Origin of the sequence: Rhodococcus sp. AW25M09 (assembly GCF_000333955.1) — a bacterium.
Classification (GTDB): Bacteria; Actinomycetota; Actinomycetes; order Mycobacteriales; family Mycobacteriaceae; genus Rhodococcoides.
Genome location: NZ_CAPS01000048.1, coordinates 1 through 15,872, shown reverse-complemented (window position 1 = coordinate 15,872; position 15,872 = coordinate 1). Strand labels below are relative to the sequence as shown.

Annotated in this window: 13 protein-coding genes; 3 read left to right on the top strand and 10 right to left on the bottom strand. The window is 64.5% G+C overall.

Annotated features, from left to right (window positions below; genetic code table 11):
• Positions 1-202: 202 nt before the first annotated feature.
• The gene (locus RHODMAR_RS09035) at positions 203-1,225 is read left to right on the top strand and encodes an alpha/beta hydrolase (protein WP_008713624.1); all 1,023 of its coding nucleotides are present in this window, start codon (positions 203-205) and stop codon (positions 1,223-1,225) included.
• A 34-nt stretch (positions 1,226-1,259) separates the two neighbouring features.
• The gene (locus RHODMAR_RS09030) at positions 1,260-2,225 is read left to right on the top strand and encodes a glucosyl-3-phosphoglycerate synthase (protein WP_008713622.1); all 966 of its coding nucleotides are present in this window, start codon (positions 1,260-1,262) and stop codon (positions 2,223-2,225) included.
• Between the two features lie 54 nt (positions 2,226-2,279).
• Here RHODMAR_RS09030 and RHODMAR_RS09025 read toward each other — a convergent pair whose 3' ends face one another.
• The 10 genes from RHODMAR_RS09025 to RHODMAR_RS08980 all read right to left on the bottom strand — a co-directional run bounded on the left by RHODMAR_RS09025 (position 2,280) and on the right by RHODMAR_RS08980 (position 14,748).
• Complete coding sequence (locus RHODMAR_RS09025; RefSeq protein WP_042938519.1) at positions 2,280-3,872, bottom strand: AMP-binding protein; 1,593 nt, start codon at positions 3,870-3,872, stop codon at positions 2,280-2,282.
• A 99-nt stretch (positions 3,873-3,971) separates the two neighbouring features.
• A complete protein-coding gene (locus RHODMAR_RS09020; RefSeq protein WP_008713621.1) occupies positions 3,972-5,249 on the bottom strand; it encodes an ABC transporter permease in 1,278 nt (425 codons plus the stop codon).
• Positions 5,246-6,511 (bottom strand): ABC transporter permease, encoded by a 1,266-nt coding sequence (locus RHODMAR_RS09015; RefSeq protein ID WP_232433607.1) that lies wholly within the window; start codon positions 6,509-6,511, stop codon positions 5,246-5,248. Before RHODMAR_RS09015 ends, RHODMAR_RS09020 begins: the two co-directional genes overlap by 4 nt.
• The gene (locus tag RHODMAR_RS09010; RefSeq protein WP_008713618.1) at positions 6,495-7,997 is read right to left on the bottom strand and encodes an ABC transporter ATP-binding protein; all 1,503 of its coding nucleotides are present in this window, start codon (positions 7,995-7,997) and stop codon (positions 6,495-6,497) included. Before RHODMAR_RS09010 ends, RHODMAR_RS09015 begins: the two co-directional genes overlap by 17 nt.
• Before the next feature lie 36 nt (positions 7,998-8,033).
• The gene (locus RHODMAR_RS09005; protein WP_232433606.1) at positions 8,034-9,125 is read right to left on the bottom strand and encodes a BMP family lipoprotein; all 1,092 of its coding nucleotides are present in this window, start codon (positions 9,123-9,125) and stop codon (positions 8,034-8,036) included.
• Positions 9,126-9,200: 75 nt separating this feature from the next.
• A complete protein-coding gene (locus RHODMAR_RS09000; RefSeq protein ID WP_042938518.1) occupies positions 9,201-10,676 on the bottom strand; it encodes a nucleobase:cation symporter-2 family protein in 1,476 nt (491 codons plus the stop codon).
• Positions 10,677-10,734: 58 nt separating this feature from the next.
• Entirely contained in the window at positions 10,735-11,232 is a 498-nt protein-coding gene (locus tag RHODMAR_RS08995) for a YbjN domain-containing protein (RefSeq protein WP_008713612.1), read from the bottom strand.
• The gene (gene mshA / locus RHODMAR_RS08990; RefSeq protein ID WP_008713611.1) at positions 11,229-12,572 is read right to left on the bottom strand and encodes a D-inositol-3-phosphate glycosyltransferase; all 1,344 of its coding nucleotides are present in this window, start codon (positions 12,570-12,572) and stop codon (positions 11,229-11,231) included. The genes RHODMAR_RS08995 and mshA overlap by 4 nt, the downstream gene beginning before the upstream one ends.
• A gap of 56 nt (positions 12,573-12,628) precedes the next feature.
• Entirely contained in the window at positions 12,629-13,486 is an 858-nt protein-coding gene (locus tag RHODMAR_RS08985; protein WP_008713610.1) for an alpha/beta fold hydrolase, read from the bottom strand.
• Between the two features lie 11 nt (positions 13,487-13,497).
• On the bottom strand, positions 13,498-14,748 hold the full coding sequence (locus RHODMAR_RS08980; RefSeq protein WP_008713608.1) for an ROK family transcriptional regulator: 1,251 nt from the start codon (positions 14,746-14,748) through the stop codon (positions 13,498-13,500).
• A gap of 333 nt (positions 14,749-15,081) precedes the next feature.
• Here RHODMAR_RS08980 and RHODMAR_RS08975 point away from each other — a divergent pair, with 333 nt between their 5' ends.
• Positions 15,082-15,837, top strand: coding sequence for an SDR family NAD(P)-dependent oxidoreductase (locus tag RHODMAR_RS08975; protein ID WP_008713606.1), 756 nt, complete (start codon positions 15,082-15,084; stop codon positions 15,835-15,837).
• The last annotated feature ends 35 nt before the right edge of the window (positions 15,838-15,872 follow it).

The following is a 15,872-nucleotide window of genomic DNA, read 5'->3' as shown; positions in this document are numbered from 1 at the left end:
GTGCATCATTCGAGCGGAAGGGAAAACACCCCACAGACCCGCATTTTGGAAAAACGACAAAGAAGCGCGGGATACCTGTGTCAGAACTGAAGAATCGTCAGGATTGTGGTGCATTCCGCAGATTCGCTCTAGCGTCGGGTACTCATCCCGCCGGCCGAAACCCAGGCTGTGCGCTGGCCCCACACAATGTCAGGAACGGTAGATGCTCAATCGATACCGCCTGCGCGATGCGACCGTTTCGGCCCTGAGTGTGCTCGCGACCGTCGTTGTTCTCGCGTCGGGCACAGCAGCGGTGGCAACGGCCGAGCCTGCGTCGTCGATCGTCGGAGTCGAGGGTGTCGGAGAACGCCGCGACGTCCTGCACGTGTATTCCGCGGCGATGGACCGCGACATCACCGTCGACATCTTTCGGGCGCAGGCACCCGGTGCGCCCACTCTCTATCTGCTCAACGGCGCGGCCGGTGGAGACGGTGGCAGCAGTTGGTTCGATCAAACCGACATAGCCGGCTTCTTCGGTGACAGGAACGTCAACGTGGTGGTGCCCCGGGGCGGCGCGGCGAGCTACTACACCGACTGGTTGCACGACGACCCGGTGCTGGGCCGAAACAAATGGTCCACCTTCCTCGGGAGCGAACTCCCGCCGTTGATCGACACCGAGCTCGGCAGCAACGGGGTCAATGCGGTGGCCGGCATCTCGATGGCCGGAACGTCGGTTCTGCAGTTGGCGATCGCCCACCCCTCCGTGTATCGATCGGTTGCGTCGTTCAGTGGCTGCGCGCGTACCAGCGACCCGGTCGGTGAGATGTACGTGAGATCGGTGGTCGAAGCCCGCGGGGGTGGGTCCACCGTGAACATGTGGGGCCCTCCCGGCAGCGCCGGTTGGGTGGACAACGACCCGTACGTCAATGCGGAGGGTCTGCGCGGCACCGCCGTCTACATCTCGTCGGGAACGGGAGCGCCGGGCGCGTTCGACGTACCCGGCGCTCCCGGTATCGGAAGTGACTACAGCAAGCTCGTTCAACAGGTCGCCGTCGGTGCCGTCATCGAGGCGACCACCGCTGCCTGCTCTCGTCAGATGCAGGAACGGCTGGAGGAGTTGAACATTCCCGCCACCTACAACTTCCGACCCAACGGAACCCATTCGTGGGCCTATTGGCAGGAAGACCTACACGACTCGTGGTCGGTGATCGCACCGTCGTTGGGGCTGCCGACCGGCCCGTCCTGAGCCGTGACCTTTCAGCGATGACGAAGGAAACTCGATGAGCCGAACCGACGCCGTGGGCACTCCTGCTCTGTCCGCCACCTGGGCCCGTTCGCCGTGGCCGCTCGCCGACATCATCGCGGCCAAACGTGGCCGGACCGTGTCGGTCGTGCTTCCGGCACTCGACGAGGAAGACACCGTCGCCGATGTCATTGCCTCGATGGCCCCCCATGTGGGCGGTGTGATCGACGAATTGGTGGTGCTGGATTCGGGATCGACCGACCGCACGGCTGCCCGGGCGCGCGCCGCAGGTGCCACGGTCGTGTCCAGAGAGGACGCACTTCCGGGAATACCCGTCGTCCACGGCAAGGGCGAAGTCCTGTGGCGCGGAGTCGCGGCAACCTCTGGCGACATCGTGGTGTTCGTCGACTCCGATCTTCTCGATCCGGGTTCGCACTTCGTTCCCTCACTCGTCGGCCCCCTGCTCATGGTCGACGGCGTCGAACTGGTCAAGGGTTTCTACCGTCGGCCGCTGACGATCGGCGACACCACGGACGGGGACGGCGGGGGCCGTGTCACACAGCTGACGGTGCGTCCACTGTTGACGGCGCTTCGCCCCGAACTGGCCGGCGTCTTCCAGCCGCTGGGCGGCGAATACGCCGCCACTCGGCAGCTGCTCGAGTCACTCCCGTTCGCCCCTGGTTACGGTGTCGAGATCGGCCTCCTGCTCGACACGTATCACCGGTTGGGTCCGGACGCGATCGGTCAGGTCGGACTGGGAACACGGCGACACCGAAACAGACCGACCTCGGAGCTCGCTGTCATGAGCCGTCAGATCATCGCGACAATGTTCGCGCGGCTGGGCCTACCCGACTCGGGTGCCGGTTTCACCACATTCGGGACCGCTGGAGACCAGCTGTCGGTGAGTGTCACCCCGGTATCGAACATCGATCGCCCGCCGCTGATCACGCTGGACGAGTACGCCCGTACGGTCCGCCGCCACTCGATGAGCGCCCTGCTCTGACACGAACGCACCCTCCACCATCTGGCTTGGCGGAGGGTGCGTGTCGAGAACGAACTACTTGTCGGCGGCCTCGGCCGAGCGCAGATCCTTACGCAGGATCTTGCCTGCCGCGGACTTCGGGACAATGTCGATGAACTCGACGCGTCGCACCTTCTTGTGCGGTGACACGCGCTCGGCGACGAAGGCCATGACGCCGTCCTCGTCGATCGTGGCACCCTGCTGGCGGACGACGAATGCCTTGGGGATTTCCTCGCCCTCGTCGTCGAGCACGCCGATCACGGCGGCGTCGGCGATCTCCTCGTGCGTGAGCAACAGGGCCTCGAGCTCGGCGGGCGGCACCTGGTAGCCCTTGTACTTGATCAGTTCCTTGAGACGATCGACGATGTAGACGACACCTTCGGGGTCGACGACGGCGATGTCACCGGTGTGCAGGTAGCCGTCGGAGTCGAGGGTTTCGGCGGTGGCGGTGGGGTTGTTGAGGTACCCGGCCATGACGTTCGGGCCCTTGACCCACAGCTCGCCCGGCTTACTCAATCCCTCTGCGGGAAGCTCGATTTCGTCATTCGTGCCTGGATCGACAAGCTTGTTCTCGGTGTTGGCCAACGGTTGACCGACCGAGCTGAGTGGCATGTCGTCGCGATCGAACGGGATGGCGTGGCTGACGGGGCTGAGCTCGCTCATGCCGTATCCCTGACGCACCCGAGTGTTCAGACGCTTGGCGACGGCTTTGCCCAGTTCCTCGTCCAGCGGTGCCGCACCCGAGAAGATGGTGTGCACGCTGGAGAGGTCGTACTGGTCGATCATCGGGTGCTTGGCGAGCGCGACGGCCACCGGCGGCGCGATGAACAGGTACGTCAACTTCTGGTCCTGAATGATCCGCAGGAATTCGACCAGGTCGAACTTCGGCATCGTCACCAGGTGCGCGCGCAGTTTGAGGGCGATGTTGAGCAACACCGTCAGGCCGTAGATGTGGAAGAACGGCAGCAGAGCCAAGATCGCGTCGTTGCCGTCGATACCCACGCGCGGTTCCATCTGCGCGACGTTCGCGACGAGGTTCCGGTGGGTCAGAATGACGCCCTTGGGCACGCCCGTCGTGCCGGAGGAGTACGGCAATACCGCCACGTGCGTGGCGGGATCGAAGGAGACCTCCGGAGCAGGCTCGCCCTGGGTCAGCAGGTCCCGCAGGTTCGGGTGGCCCTCCGCACCGTCGAGCACTATCACGTGGTCGGCATCGATACCGACCTTTTCTGCAGCAGCCTTGGCCTGCGGGTACAGCGGGGAGACGGTGAACAGGAACTTCGCGCCCGAACCCGTGAGCTGCTTGGCGATGTCCTCGGCGGTGTACAGCGCGTTGATCGTCGTCGCGGTTCCGCCCGCGCGCAGGATGCCGTGCAGCACGGATGCGAATGCGGGAACGTTCGGTGAGTGCAGGCCGACGACGTCGCCGACGCCGAGTCCGCGCGCGGCCAAAGCACCTGCGATGGCGTCGATCTGACCGATCAGGGTGCCGTACGTGGTGACGTCACCCGATGTGCCGTCGATCAGGGCAGGCTTGTCGAGATCCGACTCGTCGATGGATCCGAACAGGAAGTCGTAGACGCTGAGATCGGGAATGTCGACATCGGGAAAGGGACTGCGGAAGCTCATAGCTCTCCTTCGAAAAACTGCGGCAACAATGACCGAACCCTACAGTGAAAGCGGTCACATCGGACAAGCACCCTACCGCTGAGTCAGGTAGGGGTGGGGCTAACTTCGGGACGCGTAGGGTTTGCCCGCTGCAGCCGGCCCGCGAACGTGGCCGACCAAGCCTGCGACGGCGAAAATGGTCACCACGTAGGGCAGCATCAACATGAACTCGCTGGGTACCGGTGAGCCGATGATGCCCAGTACGTTCTGCAGATTCGACGCGAATCCGAACAGCAGTGCGGCCAACGTCGCGCGGACCGGATCCCAGCGGCCGAAGATCACGGCAGCCAACGCAATGTAGCCGGCTCCCGCTGTCATCTCCTTGCCGAACGAACCGACGGAGCCGAGCGTGAAGTACGCACCGCCGAGGCCGGCGATGGCACCGGCGAGGCAGACGTTCCAGAAGCGGGTTCGTGCGACGTTGATTCCCACGGTGTCGGCAGCTTGCGGATGCTCACCGACGGCACGCAGTCGTAGGCCCCACTTGGTGTGGAACAGTCCGAAGAAAACCAGGGCTACTGCCACATACATCAGGTACACGATCAGCGTTTGCCGAAACAGCACCGGCCCGAGGATCGGAATCTGCGAGAGCACCGGAATGTCGATGCTTCCGAATCGCGGTGGCGAGTTGAGTGTTTCGGAGTTCTTGGTGAGCACCACCGAGTACAGAAAACTCGTCAATCCCACGACCAGCACATTGAGCACCACACCGACGATGACCTGGTTGACGAAGTAGCGGATGGAGAACACCGCCAGCAAGGACGCGGTCAGCGCTCCGGCCACCAGGGCCGCGAGCAGCGCGACGTAGGTCGATCCGGTGATCGATGCGACGACGGCGCTGACGAAAGCACCGGCAAGCAGCTGGCCTTCGATGGCAATGTTGATGACACCGACTCGCTCGGAGATCACCCCACCCATCGCGCCGAAGATCAGCGGTGTACTCAGAGCGACTGCGCCGATGAGCAATCCGGGAACCGGAATGGTCTCGCCGTCCGCTGCCCACGCGAGGAATCCGAATACGAACAGCACTGCGAACAGTGCCAACAGCCACAGTGGCGTCGCACTGAACTGCCACGCCAGTAGCGACGTGTAGGCGGTGATGACTGCCAGCAGTATCACCACGACCAGACCGGTGCCGTAGGACGGCACGTCCACAGCGGGCAGCGCGAAGTAGTCGCCCCGTGACGCCAGCGCGAATGTGGTCGAGCCCGAGCCCTTGTTGACGACGAAGAGCACAAGAGCCGCCAGCGTCACGAACCCGAGGATCGACGGCACTTTCCAGCTGCGAACGCGTAGCGCCTGGGTGGGGGCGTTCACGGTGCCGGGGGTGGGGGTCACAGTGCACCCACCTTCGAGTTCGCGCCCTTGGCCGGCTTCTCGGAACCGGGTTTCGGCAACCGGAATACCGCTCGCACCAGCGGCGGCGCGGCGATGAACAGCACGATCACCGACTGCACGACGAGCACGATGTCGATGGGTACGCCCTCGGCAGCCTGCATCGCGAATCCGCCGGCCTTGAACGCGCCGAACAGGATTCCCGCGAAGAACACGCCCCACGGCTTCGATCTTCCGAGCAGTGCGACGGTGATGGCGTCGAATCCGATTCCGGCATCGATGTCGGCGCTGAAACCGGTGGTGACGGTACCGAGAACCTGTGCGACACCGGCCAGTCCGACGAGTCCACCCGAGATGAGCATGCCGTAGAGGTAGATTCGGTCCACGTTCATGCCCGCCACCCGCGCGGCGTTCGGATTCTCACCGACGGCACGGAACCGGAAGCCCAGGCCGGAGCGCTCGAGCAACCACCAGATGGCGACGGTCACCACGATGACCAGAACGAATCCCCAGTGCAGGCTGTAGCGATCACCGAACAGCGTGGGGAACACCGCCGTATCGGCCATCGCCGCGGTCTTGGGGTTGTTCGAGCCGGGGGCCTGCAACGCGCCGGGGGTGCGCAGCAGATAGGCGATCAGATAGAACGCGATGTAGTTGAGCATGATCGTGACGATCACCTCGTGCGCACCGGTGCGCGCCTTGAGCAGACCGGCGATGCCGCCCCACAGCGCGCCTCCGACGACGCCCGCCACGACGGCGACCAGCAGGTGCAACCCGGCGGGCAGGTTCACGCCGAAGCCGACCCAGCCGGCACAGGCGGCGGCAATGAGCATCTGGCCGCGTCCACCGATGTTGAACATGCCGATCCGAAAGGCAAGGGCCACACCGAGTCCGGCGACGATCAGCGGGGTCGCGAAGGTCAGCGTCTCCATCAGCGGCCGGATACCGTTCTCGAACCCGGGCCGCCTGAAGTTGTACACCGATCCTTGGAACAGTGAGGAGTACGCGCCGGCGACGGAATCCCAGATCGCCTTCAGCATGTCGGTGGGACGCGAGAAGAAGTAGCCGGCCGAGTCCTGCACATCGGAGTTGGTGGCGGCGATGAGGACGGCCCCGACGAGCAGGGCCAGGAAGATGGCGAGCACCGAAATGATGGCGCTCCCGGTGAAGATCTGCCGGAGCACCACGTGCGATGTCGAGGGCTGCTCGGGTTTCGTGGGCTGCTCGGGTTTTGTGGGCTGCTCGGCCTCACTCACCACGCTCACCGCCCATCATCAATCCGAGTGTTTCGCGGGACGTATCCCCGGGGACGATTCCCACGATTGCTCCTCGATACATGACGGCGATGCGGTCGGCCAGTGCGGCGACCTCATCCAACTCGCTCGACACCACGATGACCGGGATCCCCGAGTCACGGGTGGCGACGATGCGCTTGTGCACGAATTCGATGGACCCGACATCGATTCCGCGCGTCGGTTGGGCTGCCACGAACAGACGCAGATCGCGGCTGAGCTCTCGCGCGAGCACCACCTTCTGTTGGTTGCCACCGGACAGCCGCCCGACGGCAGTGCTGATTCCCGGTGCGCGAACATCGAATTCGCTCAGTTTTTCCGACGCGAACGTGTCCAGGTAGTCGCGCTGTACCGCTCCGCGCCGCACGAACGGCATACTGTTCGAGCGATCGAGCATCAGATTCTCCGCGATGGAGAACTCCCCCACCAAGCCGTCGACTGTGCGATCCTCCGGCACGAAGCCGACTCCTGCGTCGAGCACATCCTGCACGGACGACCCGACGAGCGAGCGTCCGTCGAGGCCGATCGTTCCCGATACGTTGCTCTGCAACCCGAGTATCGCTTCGACGAGCTCGGTCTGACCATTACCTTGCACACCGGCGACGGCGAGGATCTCCCCCGCCGCGACCTCGAAGCTGACGTCGTCGACGGTCTTGTTGCCCTGAGCATCGAACACCGACAGGTTCTCGATGACCAGAGCCGCATCCCCGAGCGGTGCCGGGTCCTTCGAAACGGTGAGCTGCACATCGCGTCCCACCATCAACGCCGCGAGTTCGGTGTTGTCGGCGGTCGGCTTCGCTTCCCCGACGACCTTGCCGAGCCGGATGACGGTGATCTTGTCCGCCACTTCGCGTACTTCGCGCAGCTTGTGGGTGATGAAGACGATCGTGGTGCCCGAGGCCGCGAGTTCCCGCATGATCCGCATCAGATCGTCGGTTTCCTGCGGTGTCAGGACTGCCGTGGGCTCGTCGAACACGAGCACCTCGGCCTCACGGGACAGGGCTTTGACGATCTCGACCCGCTGCTGCACGCCGACGGGGAGGTCGCCGACGACCGCATCGGGATCGAGATCGAAGCCGAACCTGGCGGAAATGTCTCGAACCAGCTTTCTGGCTGCCACGAGGTCGAGTCGCCCACCGAGCGAGGTGGTTTCGTTGCCGAGCACGATGTTCTCGGCCACGGTGAACACCGGAATCAGCATGAAGTGCTGATGCACCATGCCGATCCCGGCACCCATGGCCTCGCCCGGTCCGTCGAATTTCTGCTCGACGCCATCGAGCAGGATCTGGCCCTCCTCGGCTCGGTACAGGCCACTGAGCACATTCATCAACGTGGACTTGCCTGCACCGTTCTCGCCGAGGAGACAGTGGATCTCGCCGGATTCGACGCTCAGATCGATGTGGTCGTTGGCGATCAACGAACCGAATCGTTTGGTGATACCGCGAAGTTCGAGCTTCATGTCCCCGCAACTAGTGAGTGATGTGACTGCGTGGTTCTACTTGGGCGCAGACGGCGACTCGACGGTGATGGACCCGTCGACGATGCCGGCTTCGATCGTATCCAGCTCGCCCTGCAGTGCGGGATCTACCTTCGACTCGAAGTCGTGGAACGGTGCAATACCGACGCCTTCGTTCTCGAGCGTGCCCACGTACGGGGTGTTGTCGAACGAATCGGCACCGGAGTTGGCGACGACCTCGTCGACACTGGTCTTGAGGCCCTTGGTCACCGAGGTGAGCAACAGGTCACCCACCGACGGGTCGGATTCGAAGACGTCGGCGTCCGCGCCGATGAGGGCCACCGGACGTGACGAGTCCCGAATCGCCTGTGCCGCGCTCTGGTAGATGGGTCCACCGACCGGGAAAATAACGTCTGCGTTCTGGTCGATCAGCCCCTGGGCAGTGTTCTTGGCGACCTCGTTCGCGGCGAAACCTCCAGTGAACGAGCCGTTCTGGGAGGCCACGTCCCAGCCGATGACTCGCACGTCCTTGCCCTTCTGCTCGTTGAAGTACTTCACACCGTCCGCGAAGCCGTCCATGAAGATGGTCACCGTCGGCAACTGCGAGCCGCCGAACGTGCCGACCACACCGGTGGTGCTGTAGCTCGCGGCCGCATAGCCGGCGAGGAAGGCACCCTGCGATGCGTCGTAGGTCAGCGGTTTGACGTTCGGCAAGTCGATCGAGGAGTCGTCGATGATGGCGAAGTCGATGTCGGAATTGGCTTCTGCGGCGACCTTGGTGGCATCGGCCAAATCGAACCCGACGGTGACGACGAGGTTGCAACCCTGGTCGACGAGGTTGTTGATGTTGGGCGCATAGTCGGTCGGCGATGCCGACTCCACGGTGCGCGGCTCGACGCCCAGCGTCGACGCAGCCTCGGTCAATCCTTCGTACCCGAGCTGGTTGAACGACTTGTCGTCGAATCCGCCGCTGTCGGAGACCATGCAGGGCAGGAAGTCACTGGATCCGCCGCCGCCCGATCCTTCGTTCTCGGGAGCAGATCCACAACCTGCGATGAGAGCAATGACACCGAGCGACGCGACGCCGCCGAGTGCTGCCTTCCGCGTACTCGTGCGGGTGACGAATGACAAGATGTCCTCCAATTCGGATGTACTTCGTTTGTTTCGGGACGCTACTCGTGCGGGCGAGGGTGCGCAGGATTTCGCTCAGGCATCCTTCTCGGCCGCAGCCTTCTCGGCCGCAGCCCTGTCGGGTGCGCCCTTCTCGGTAGGGAGATCGTCGGGCAGGCTGCCGCCTTCGCGGAGTATTCGTGCTTCGTCCTCACGCACCATCACTGCCGGTCCCGCGGCCACCACCGAGGGGTTCGGCGGCGTGCCGGGTTCGAACACGTTGAAGAATACGTTGAGTACCACTGCCACGATGCTGGCGGCACTGATTCCGGAGTCGAAGACGGTGACGAACCAGGAAGGGAACTCTTCCCAGAAGTCGCCAGCCACAACGGGAATGATGCCGAAAGCAATGGTCACCGCGACGATCACGATGTTGCTGTTGTTGTCGTAGTTCACCTTGCCGAGCGTGCGAATGCCGCTGGCGGCCACGGTGCCGAACAGGGCGATGCCCGCGCCTCCGAGTACCGGGAGCGGAACGACTCCGACGACAGCGGCCAGGATCGGCGAAAGTCCCAGTACGGCAAGCACACCACCGCCGACGGCGACGACGAACCGGCTCTTGATGCCGGTCATGGCGACCAGTCCGACGTTCTGCGCGAAGGCCGTCGCAGGGAAGGTGTTGAAGATCGGGGCCACAGCCGAGGACACCATGTCCGCGCGCAGACCGTCGCCGACGCGCTTGGAGTCGACATCGGTTCCGACGACTTCACCGACCGCGACGATATCTGCGGTGGTCTCGACCATGATCACCAGGATCACGATGGTCATCGAGATGATGGCGCCGACAGCGAAGATCGGGGAGCCGAACGCGAACGGCGTCGGGACGGCCACGATGGACGCATCGCCCACTCCGTCGAAGTCGGTCTTGCCCACGATCAATGCCGCGATGGTGCCGACGACCAGACCGAGCAGGATCGACAGGCGCGAGAGCCGCGGAATCTTGGTCATCACCAGTACCGCGAGCAGCGTGAACATTGCGAGCCCGATGTTGCCGGGGTCCAGATAGTTGGGGTTCTCCTCGCCGGCGATCATCTCCTGCCCGGTGATCCAGCGTGCCGCCACCGGCATCAGCGACAACCCGATGACGGTGATGATGCAGCCGGTGACGATCGGCGGGAAGAACCGGACGATCTTGGAGAAGAACGGCGCAATGGCGAGACCGATCAGCGCGGCGACGATGACGGCCCCGAGCACCGTTCGCAGACCGCGTTCACCGTCCTCGGCCGTGGCGATGATGGTCAGCATCGTGGAGACGGCCGCGAACGAGATGCCCTGGACCAGCGGTAATTGAGAACCGAAGAACGGTACGCCGATCGTCTGCAGCACGGTCGCCAGACCGCTGATGAACAATGCACACGAGATCAGGAGCGCCTGGTCCGATCCGGAGAGTCCGGCGGCTCCGCCGACGATGATGGGAACGGCGATCACGCCGCCGAACATCGAGAGAATGTGCTGCAGACCGTAACCGAACATCTGCAACACCGGCGGGCGAGCGTCCTCAGGCCTGGTCATGAATGTCAGGTTAGGAACCGGACGTTACGGGCGGAGGCTTTCGACAGTTTCCAGCGAGTTACGCTTGTTCTTCCGAACCGGCTTCGACCAAGTGCTCGAATGCCTTCAAATTCGCCAGAGACTCACCGCGCGAGACCCGCCATGCCCATTCACGCTTGATGGACTCCGCGAATCCCAATTCGAGCAGCATGTTGAAATCGCCGTCGGCGGCTTCGAGAGTCTGACCGAGAATGCGATCGAGTTCGTCTCCGGTGATGGCGTGCAACGACAGTCGGCCCACGAGATAGATATCGCCGACCTTGTCGATGGTGTAGTGCACCCCGTAGAGCCGACGGTTGCGTCGCAGCAGGTACCGGTAGACGCCCTCGAAATTCTCGTCGGGCTTGCGGCAGACGAACGCCTCGATGCGCACCCCGTGATGCCCGACGGTCAACATCGTGGTCGTCTTCAGTTTGCGTTCCCCGGGCAATTCGACGGTGAACACATCACCGCGCCGCGTGTAGTCCAGCTCGCGCTCTCGCAGTGCCCGGTCGATCAGTTCGACGGTCTCGCTCATGCAGTCACAGCTCCTGATCTGCGTAGTTTCGACAATCCTCGGATCCGTCGCGGTGAGAACTCGCTCGGCGCCTCACCGCGGTCGAAATGGAATTTGGCCTGCCGGTAGCTCTCGATGAGTCCGTCCGCGGTGTGCTCCCACGAGAAGTTGGCTGCGTGTAGCGGTGCTGCAATCGCCATGTCGGCCAACGTAACCGAGTCCGAAAGCATCGAGGAGAGCGCATTCGCCCAGTCCTCGGTGCGGTGGCCCTGCACCAGACGGCCGGTCTCCCCCGATCGCACGGCAACACCCAGTCCGCCGACGTCGGCGGCCAGCACCGGAGTTCCGCAGGCCTGGGCTTCGATCGCCACCAGGCCGAAGGATTCGTTGTAACTCGGCACGGCGACGATGTCCGCGGCGCGATAGACCTGCGCAAGGCGCGACGACGGTTGGGGCGGAATGAATGTCACCTGTGCGGATATTCCGAGACTCTCGGCCAGATCTATCAAGCTGTCAGGCCGATCCAATCCGCTGCCGGACGGCCCGCCGACGATGAGTATGCGCAGTGGCGTCGTCGGATCTCGTTGCAGCACTTCGGCAGCTGCGGCGATGAGCACGTCGGGTGCCTTGAGCGGCTGTATCCGTCCGACGAATGCGACGATCGACTCGTCTGGATTCAGGCCCAGTTCGGCGCGAGCCGCGAGTTTGTCGCCCGGATTGTATTGCGCCAGATCGGCTCCCGGCGCAACCACGTCGATCGATGCCTGCGCTGCCCCGTATATCTCGACGAGCGACTTCGCTTCCTCGGTGGTGTTGGCGATCAGCCGGTCCGCCTCGGCAACGACCTGCTGCTCGCCGATCTGGCGCGCGGCGGGCTCGGGTGAATCGCCCTGCGCGAGGGACGCGTTCTTGACTGCGGCGAGAGTGTGCGCTGTGTGTACCAGCGGCACTCCCCAGCGGTCGCGAGCGAGCCAGCCGACCTGTCCCGACAGCCAGTAGTGCGAGTGCACCAGATCGTAGTAGCCGGGCTCGTGCCGAGCTTCCTCACGCAGCACCCCAGCAGCGAACGCACACAGCTGAGTGGGCAGGTCGTGCTTGTCGAGGCCCTCGAACGGTCCCGCAACGATGTTGCGCACCAGCACTCCCGGCGCGGCCTCGACGACGGGAGCATCGGTCGACGCGGTCGCGCGGGTGAAGATCTCGACCTCGACACCGCGCTTGGCCAGCTCTTTTGCGCTCTGCAGCACGTAGACGTTCATACCGCCCGCGTCGCCGGTTCCGGGCTGAGCCAACGGGGAGGTATGCAAGGACAACACAGCGACTCTGTTCAGCTGGCTTCCCTTCACCTCTTCAGTGTGCACGCCTCCACATTACGTCTCGATAACTACCCCGTCCGACGGGTGACCTGTCGTCACACTCACAGGTTGTCGACGAATTCGGTCACCTCGGTGAAGAATCGCTGCGGGTCGGCCACGAACGGGCCGTGATCGACGCCCTCCCAGTACGACGCGGCCGCCGTGGGGATCAGCTCTGCCGCATGACGGCCGGCCGAGACGTCGACGACGGTGTCCTCGGTTCCGTGCAGCACGAACGTCGGGACGTCGAGGCTGCGCAACAGGTCGTCGTGCCCGACGGCGCGATCGAACAGGGCTGCCCGCACCCGCGGACGGGTAGACAGCGTCAGCCCGAACAGCGCCTGCGCCTCGGTTCCTTTTCCCTCTGTGGGCCCGGTGAGAGCATGACCGAAGCTACCGAGCGCCTTGATTGCCACGCGGGGCTCTTCCGCCATCGCACCGGGGACGGCCGCCCGCATCGCCGTCCCGACGCGTCCACCGGCCTCTCCCCTGCCGATGCTGGTGATGGCACCGACGAGCACGATCCCCGCCACCGCGCCGGATCCGTATTCGGCGAGGTAGTCACAGATCACCAGTCCGCCGTAGGACCAGCCTAGCAATACTGCGTCTGCTGTGATGCCTTCTGCGGCGAGTACCGCCTCGACGTCCCCTGCCCAGTTCTTCGGGTCGTCGTATCCCATCGCCGGGGCGTCGGAGTAGCCGTGACCCCGCAGATCGACGGCGATGACGCGGTATCGCTCGGCCAAGTCGGCCAACAGTCCCTCGCCCCAGCACGCCGAACTCTGCGCCCATCCGTGCAGCAGAATCAACGGCCTTGCCGCGGGGTCACCGCTGATTCGGTAGACGATGTTCGCTCCATCGATACCGGTGGCTTGGCGAACTGGTCCTGCTGTACGGAGGCTCATGTCGGGCTTGCTCATAGTAGGTGAACCTACGCGGCGGCCCTGCGCATCGAGGCGAGTGGATCGGAGTACAGGGAGCTGAGCGAGACCACCGTCGCGGCGTGTTCCTGCACCCGGTCGCCGAACCCGGTCACTCGGATATCCCTGCGTGCCAACGTCGAATGTTCGGTGAATGCCTCTCCCACGTGCGAGATCGCGGCCGGATACGCGGTGAACGCCTGGCCGCCGAGTACGACGCGGTCCGGATTGAACATGTCACGCAACAGCGCCACCGTCCGACCCAGGATCCGAGCGCGCTCCACGAGCAGTTCCCGCGCGGCTTCCGAACCGCCCTGTGCGGCGTGGTGGACCGCAGAGATGCTCGGACGGGACTGCGGCTCGACGATCATGCGGTCCACCGCAGCTGATACCACCGCCCGATCGCTGATCGAGGCTTCGAGGCAGCCACGACGTCCGCATCCGCACAGCGCCGATGAGCCGGTGGGCAGGTGCGCGATGGAGCCTGGGCCGCTGGCGGGGGTGTGGACGCGGCCGTCGATCGTCAGCGCCATTCCGGCGGTCTCACGGGCGTAGAAGTAGAGGGACGTTCCGCTCTGCGCTGCAGCACTGTTCGACGGTCGAGGAGCGAGCAGCAATTCCGCAGCTGCCATCGCCTCGACGTGCCCGGACACCGAGATGGGCAAGCCCAGTCCGCCGCCGATGATGCCGGCCAGTCGTGCGTTCTCCCAGCCCAGTCTCGGATGGTCGACGGTGCCGCTCACGCTGTCGACGCGACCGCCGATCGCTACCCCGACCCACAGTGCGGTGCGGCGATGCCAGCGTCCCGCGAACGCGCCGGCACTACGCGTGATGGACGCCAGCGCTGTGTCGGACGATCCACCGGGGGTGGGGATTTCGACGGCACCGAGGATGCGGCCGCGCAGATCGCTTACGGTGATGCCGGTGACGACGGCACCGATGTGGATGCCGATCGTCGAAAACGGTTCGTGGTTGACCTCGAACGGCACGCGGGGCCGTCCGATCGCGCCCGATGCCGTCAGATCCGCGCGTTCGCGAAGTAGCCCGACCCCGAGCAGGGCCGACACCTGACGATTGACCGTGGCGATACTCAATCCGGTTGTGCGAGCGGCACTGTCGCGCGTGACCGGACCTTCGACGCAGGCGACCCGCAGCACCGACGCGACCGGACTGTCGGCAATCCTCAGATCGGGTGCAACGAGCCGTGCGGGTGAGCGCAGGGCAGCGGGGTGAGCGTGGCGGTGCAGGGTGGTTACAGACATCCTCGTGGATCCTCAGCAGTGGAGACCTTCGTCGCGGATCGACAACGACGACAGGGGCGAAGTGATTCAGGTCAAGGGTGAATGCGGCAGCCACGAAGGGCCATGGCATTCGGGTCGACTGCCTGTAGCTCGAAGAGGCTAGAGACAGGTTCCTGGACCGAGACAGCACAGTTCCCGAGGCAGCGGCAAGCGAGCACCGAGGGACGCGGTCACATAGGTGACGCGCATCGCGGTGGTCTCGCTGGCGGACATGTTTCCCAAATTAGCACCCGTAGCGCCGTTACCCAATCGGCCCCGCATCGGCGCACCGGTCGACCGACATAGAATTGGGCCATGACCTCGCCCGAACAGATTGCCCCCGACACCCGAATCGCCGTCGTCACCGGTGCGAGTTCCGGCATCGGCGCCGCCACTGCCCGCCAGCTCGCCGCCGACGGATTCCACGTCGTGATCGGTGCCCGCCGACTCGACCGGCTCGAGGAGTTGGCGTCGGAGATCGGTGGCACTGCCCTGGAACTCGATGTCACGGACGAGGATTCGGTAGCCGCCTTCGCGGCGGTGATCCCCCGCGTCGACGTGTTGATCAACAATGCCGGCGGTGCAAAGGGATTGGCACCGGTGATCGACGCCGACCTGGACGACTGGCGATGGATGTGGGAGACGAACGTGCTCGGCACGCTGCGCGTCACGAAGTCGTTGCTACCCAAGTTGATCGACTCCGGCGACGGCCTGATCGTCACGATCACGTCCGTTGCGGCGTTCGAGGCCTACGACAACGGATCGGGCTACACCTCGGCCAAACATGCTCAGGCAGTGCTGCACCGGACACTGCGCGGCGAACTACTGGGCAAGCCCGTGCGGTTGACCGAGGTTGCGCCGGGTGCCGTGGAAACCGAGTTCTCCCTCGTCCGCTTCGACGGTGACGCCGCCAAGGCCGACGCCGTGTACGAGGGCATCACCCCGCTGGTGGCGAGCGACATCGCCGAGGTCATCGGATTCGTCGCCTCGCGCCCGTCACACGTCAACCTCGACCAGATCATCATCAAGCCACGCGATCAGGCCGGTCCGGGGCGCTTCTCCCGTAAGTAGCGGCTTCGCCGCATGTGAGTGGAACTTCGACCCCT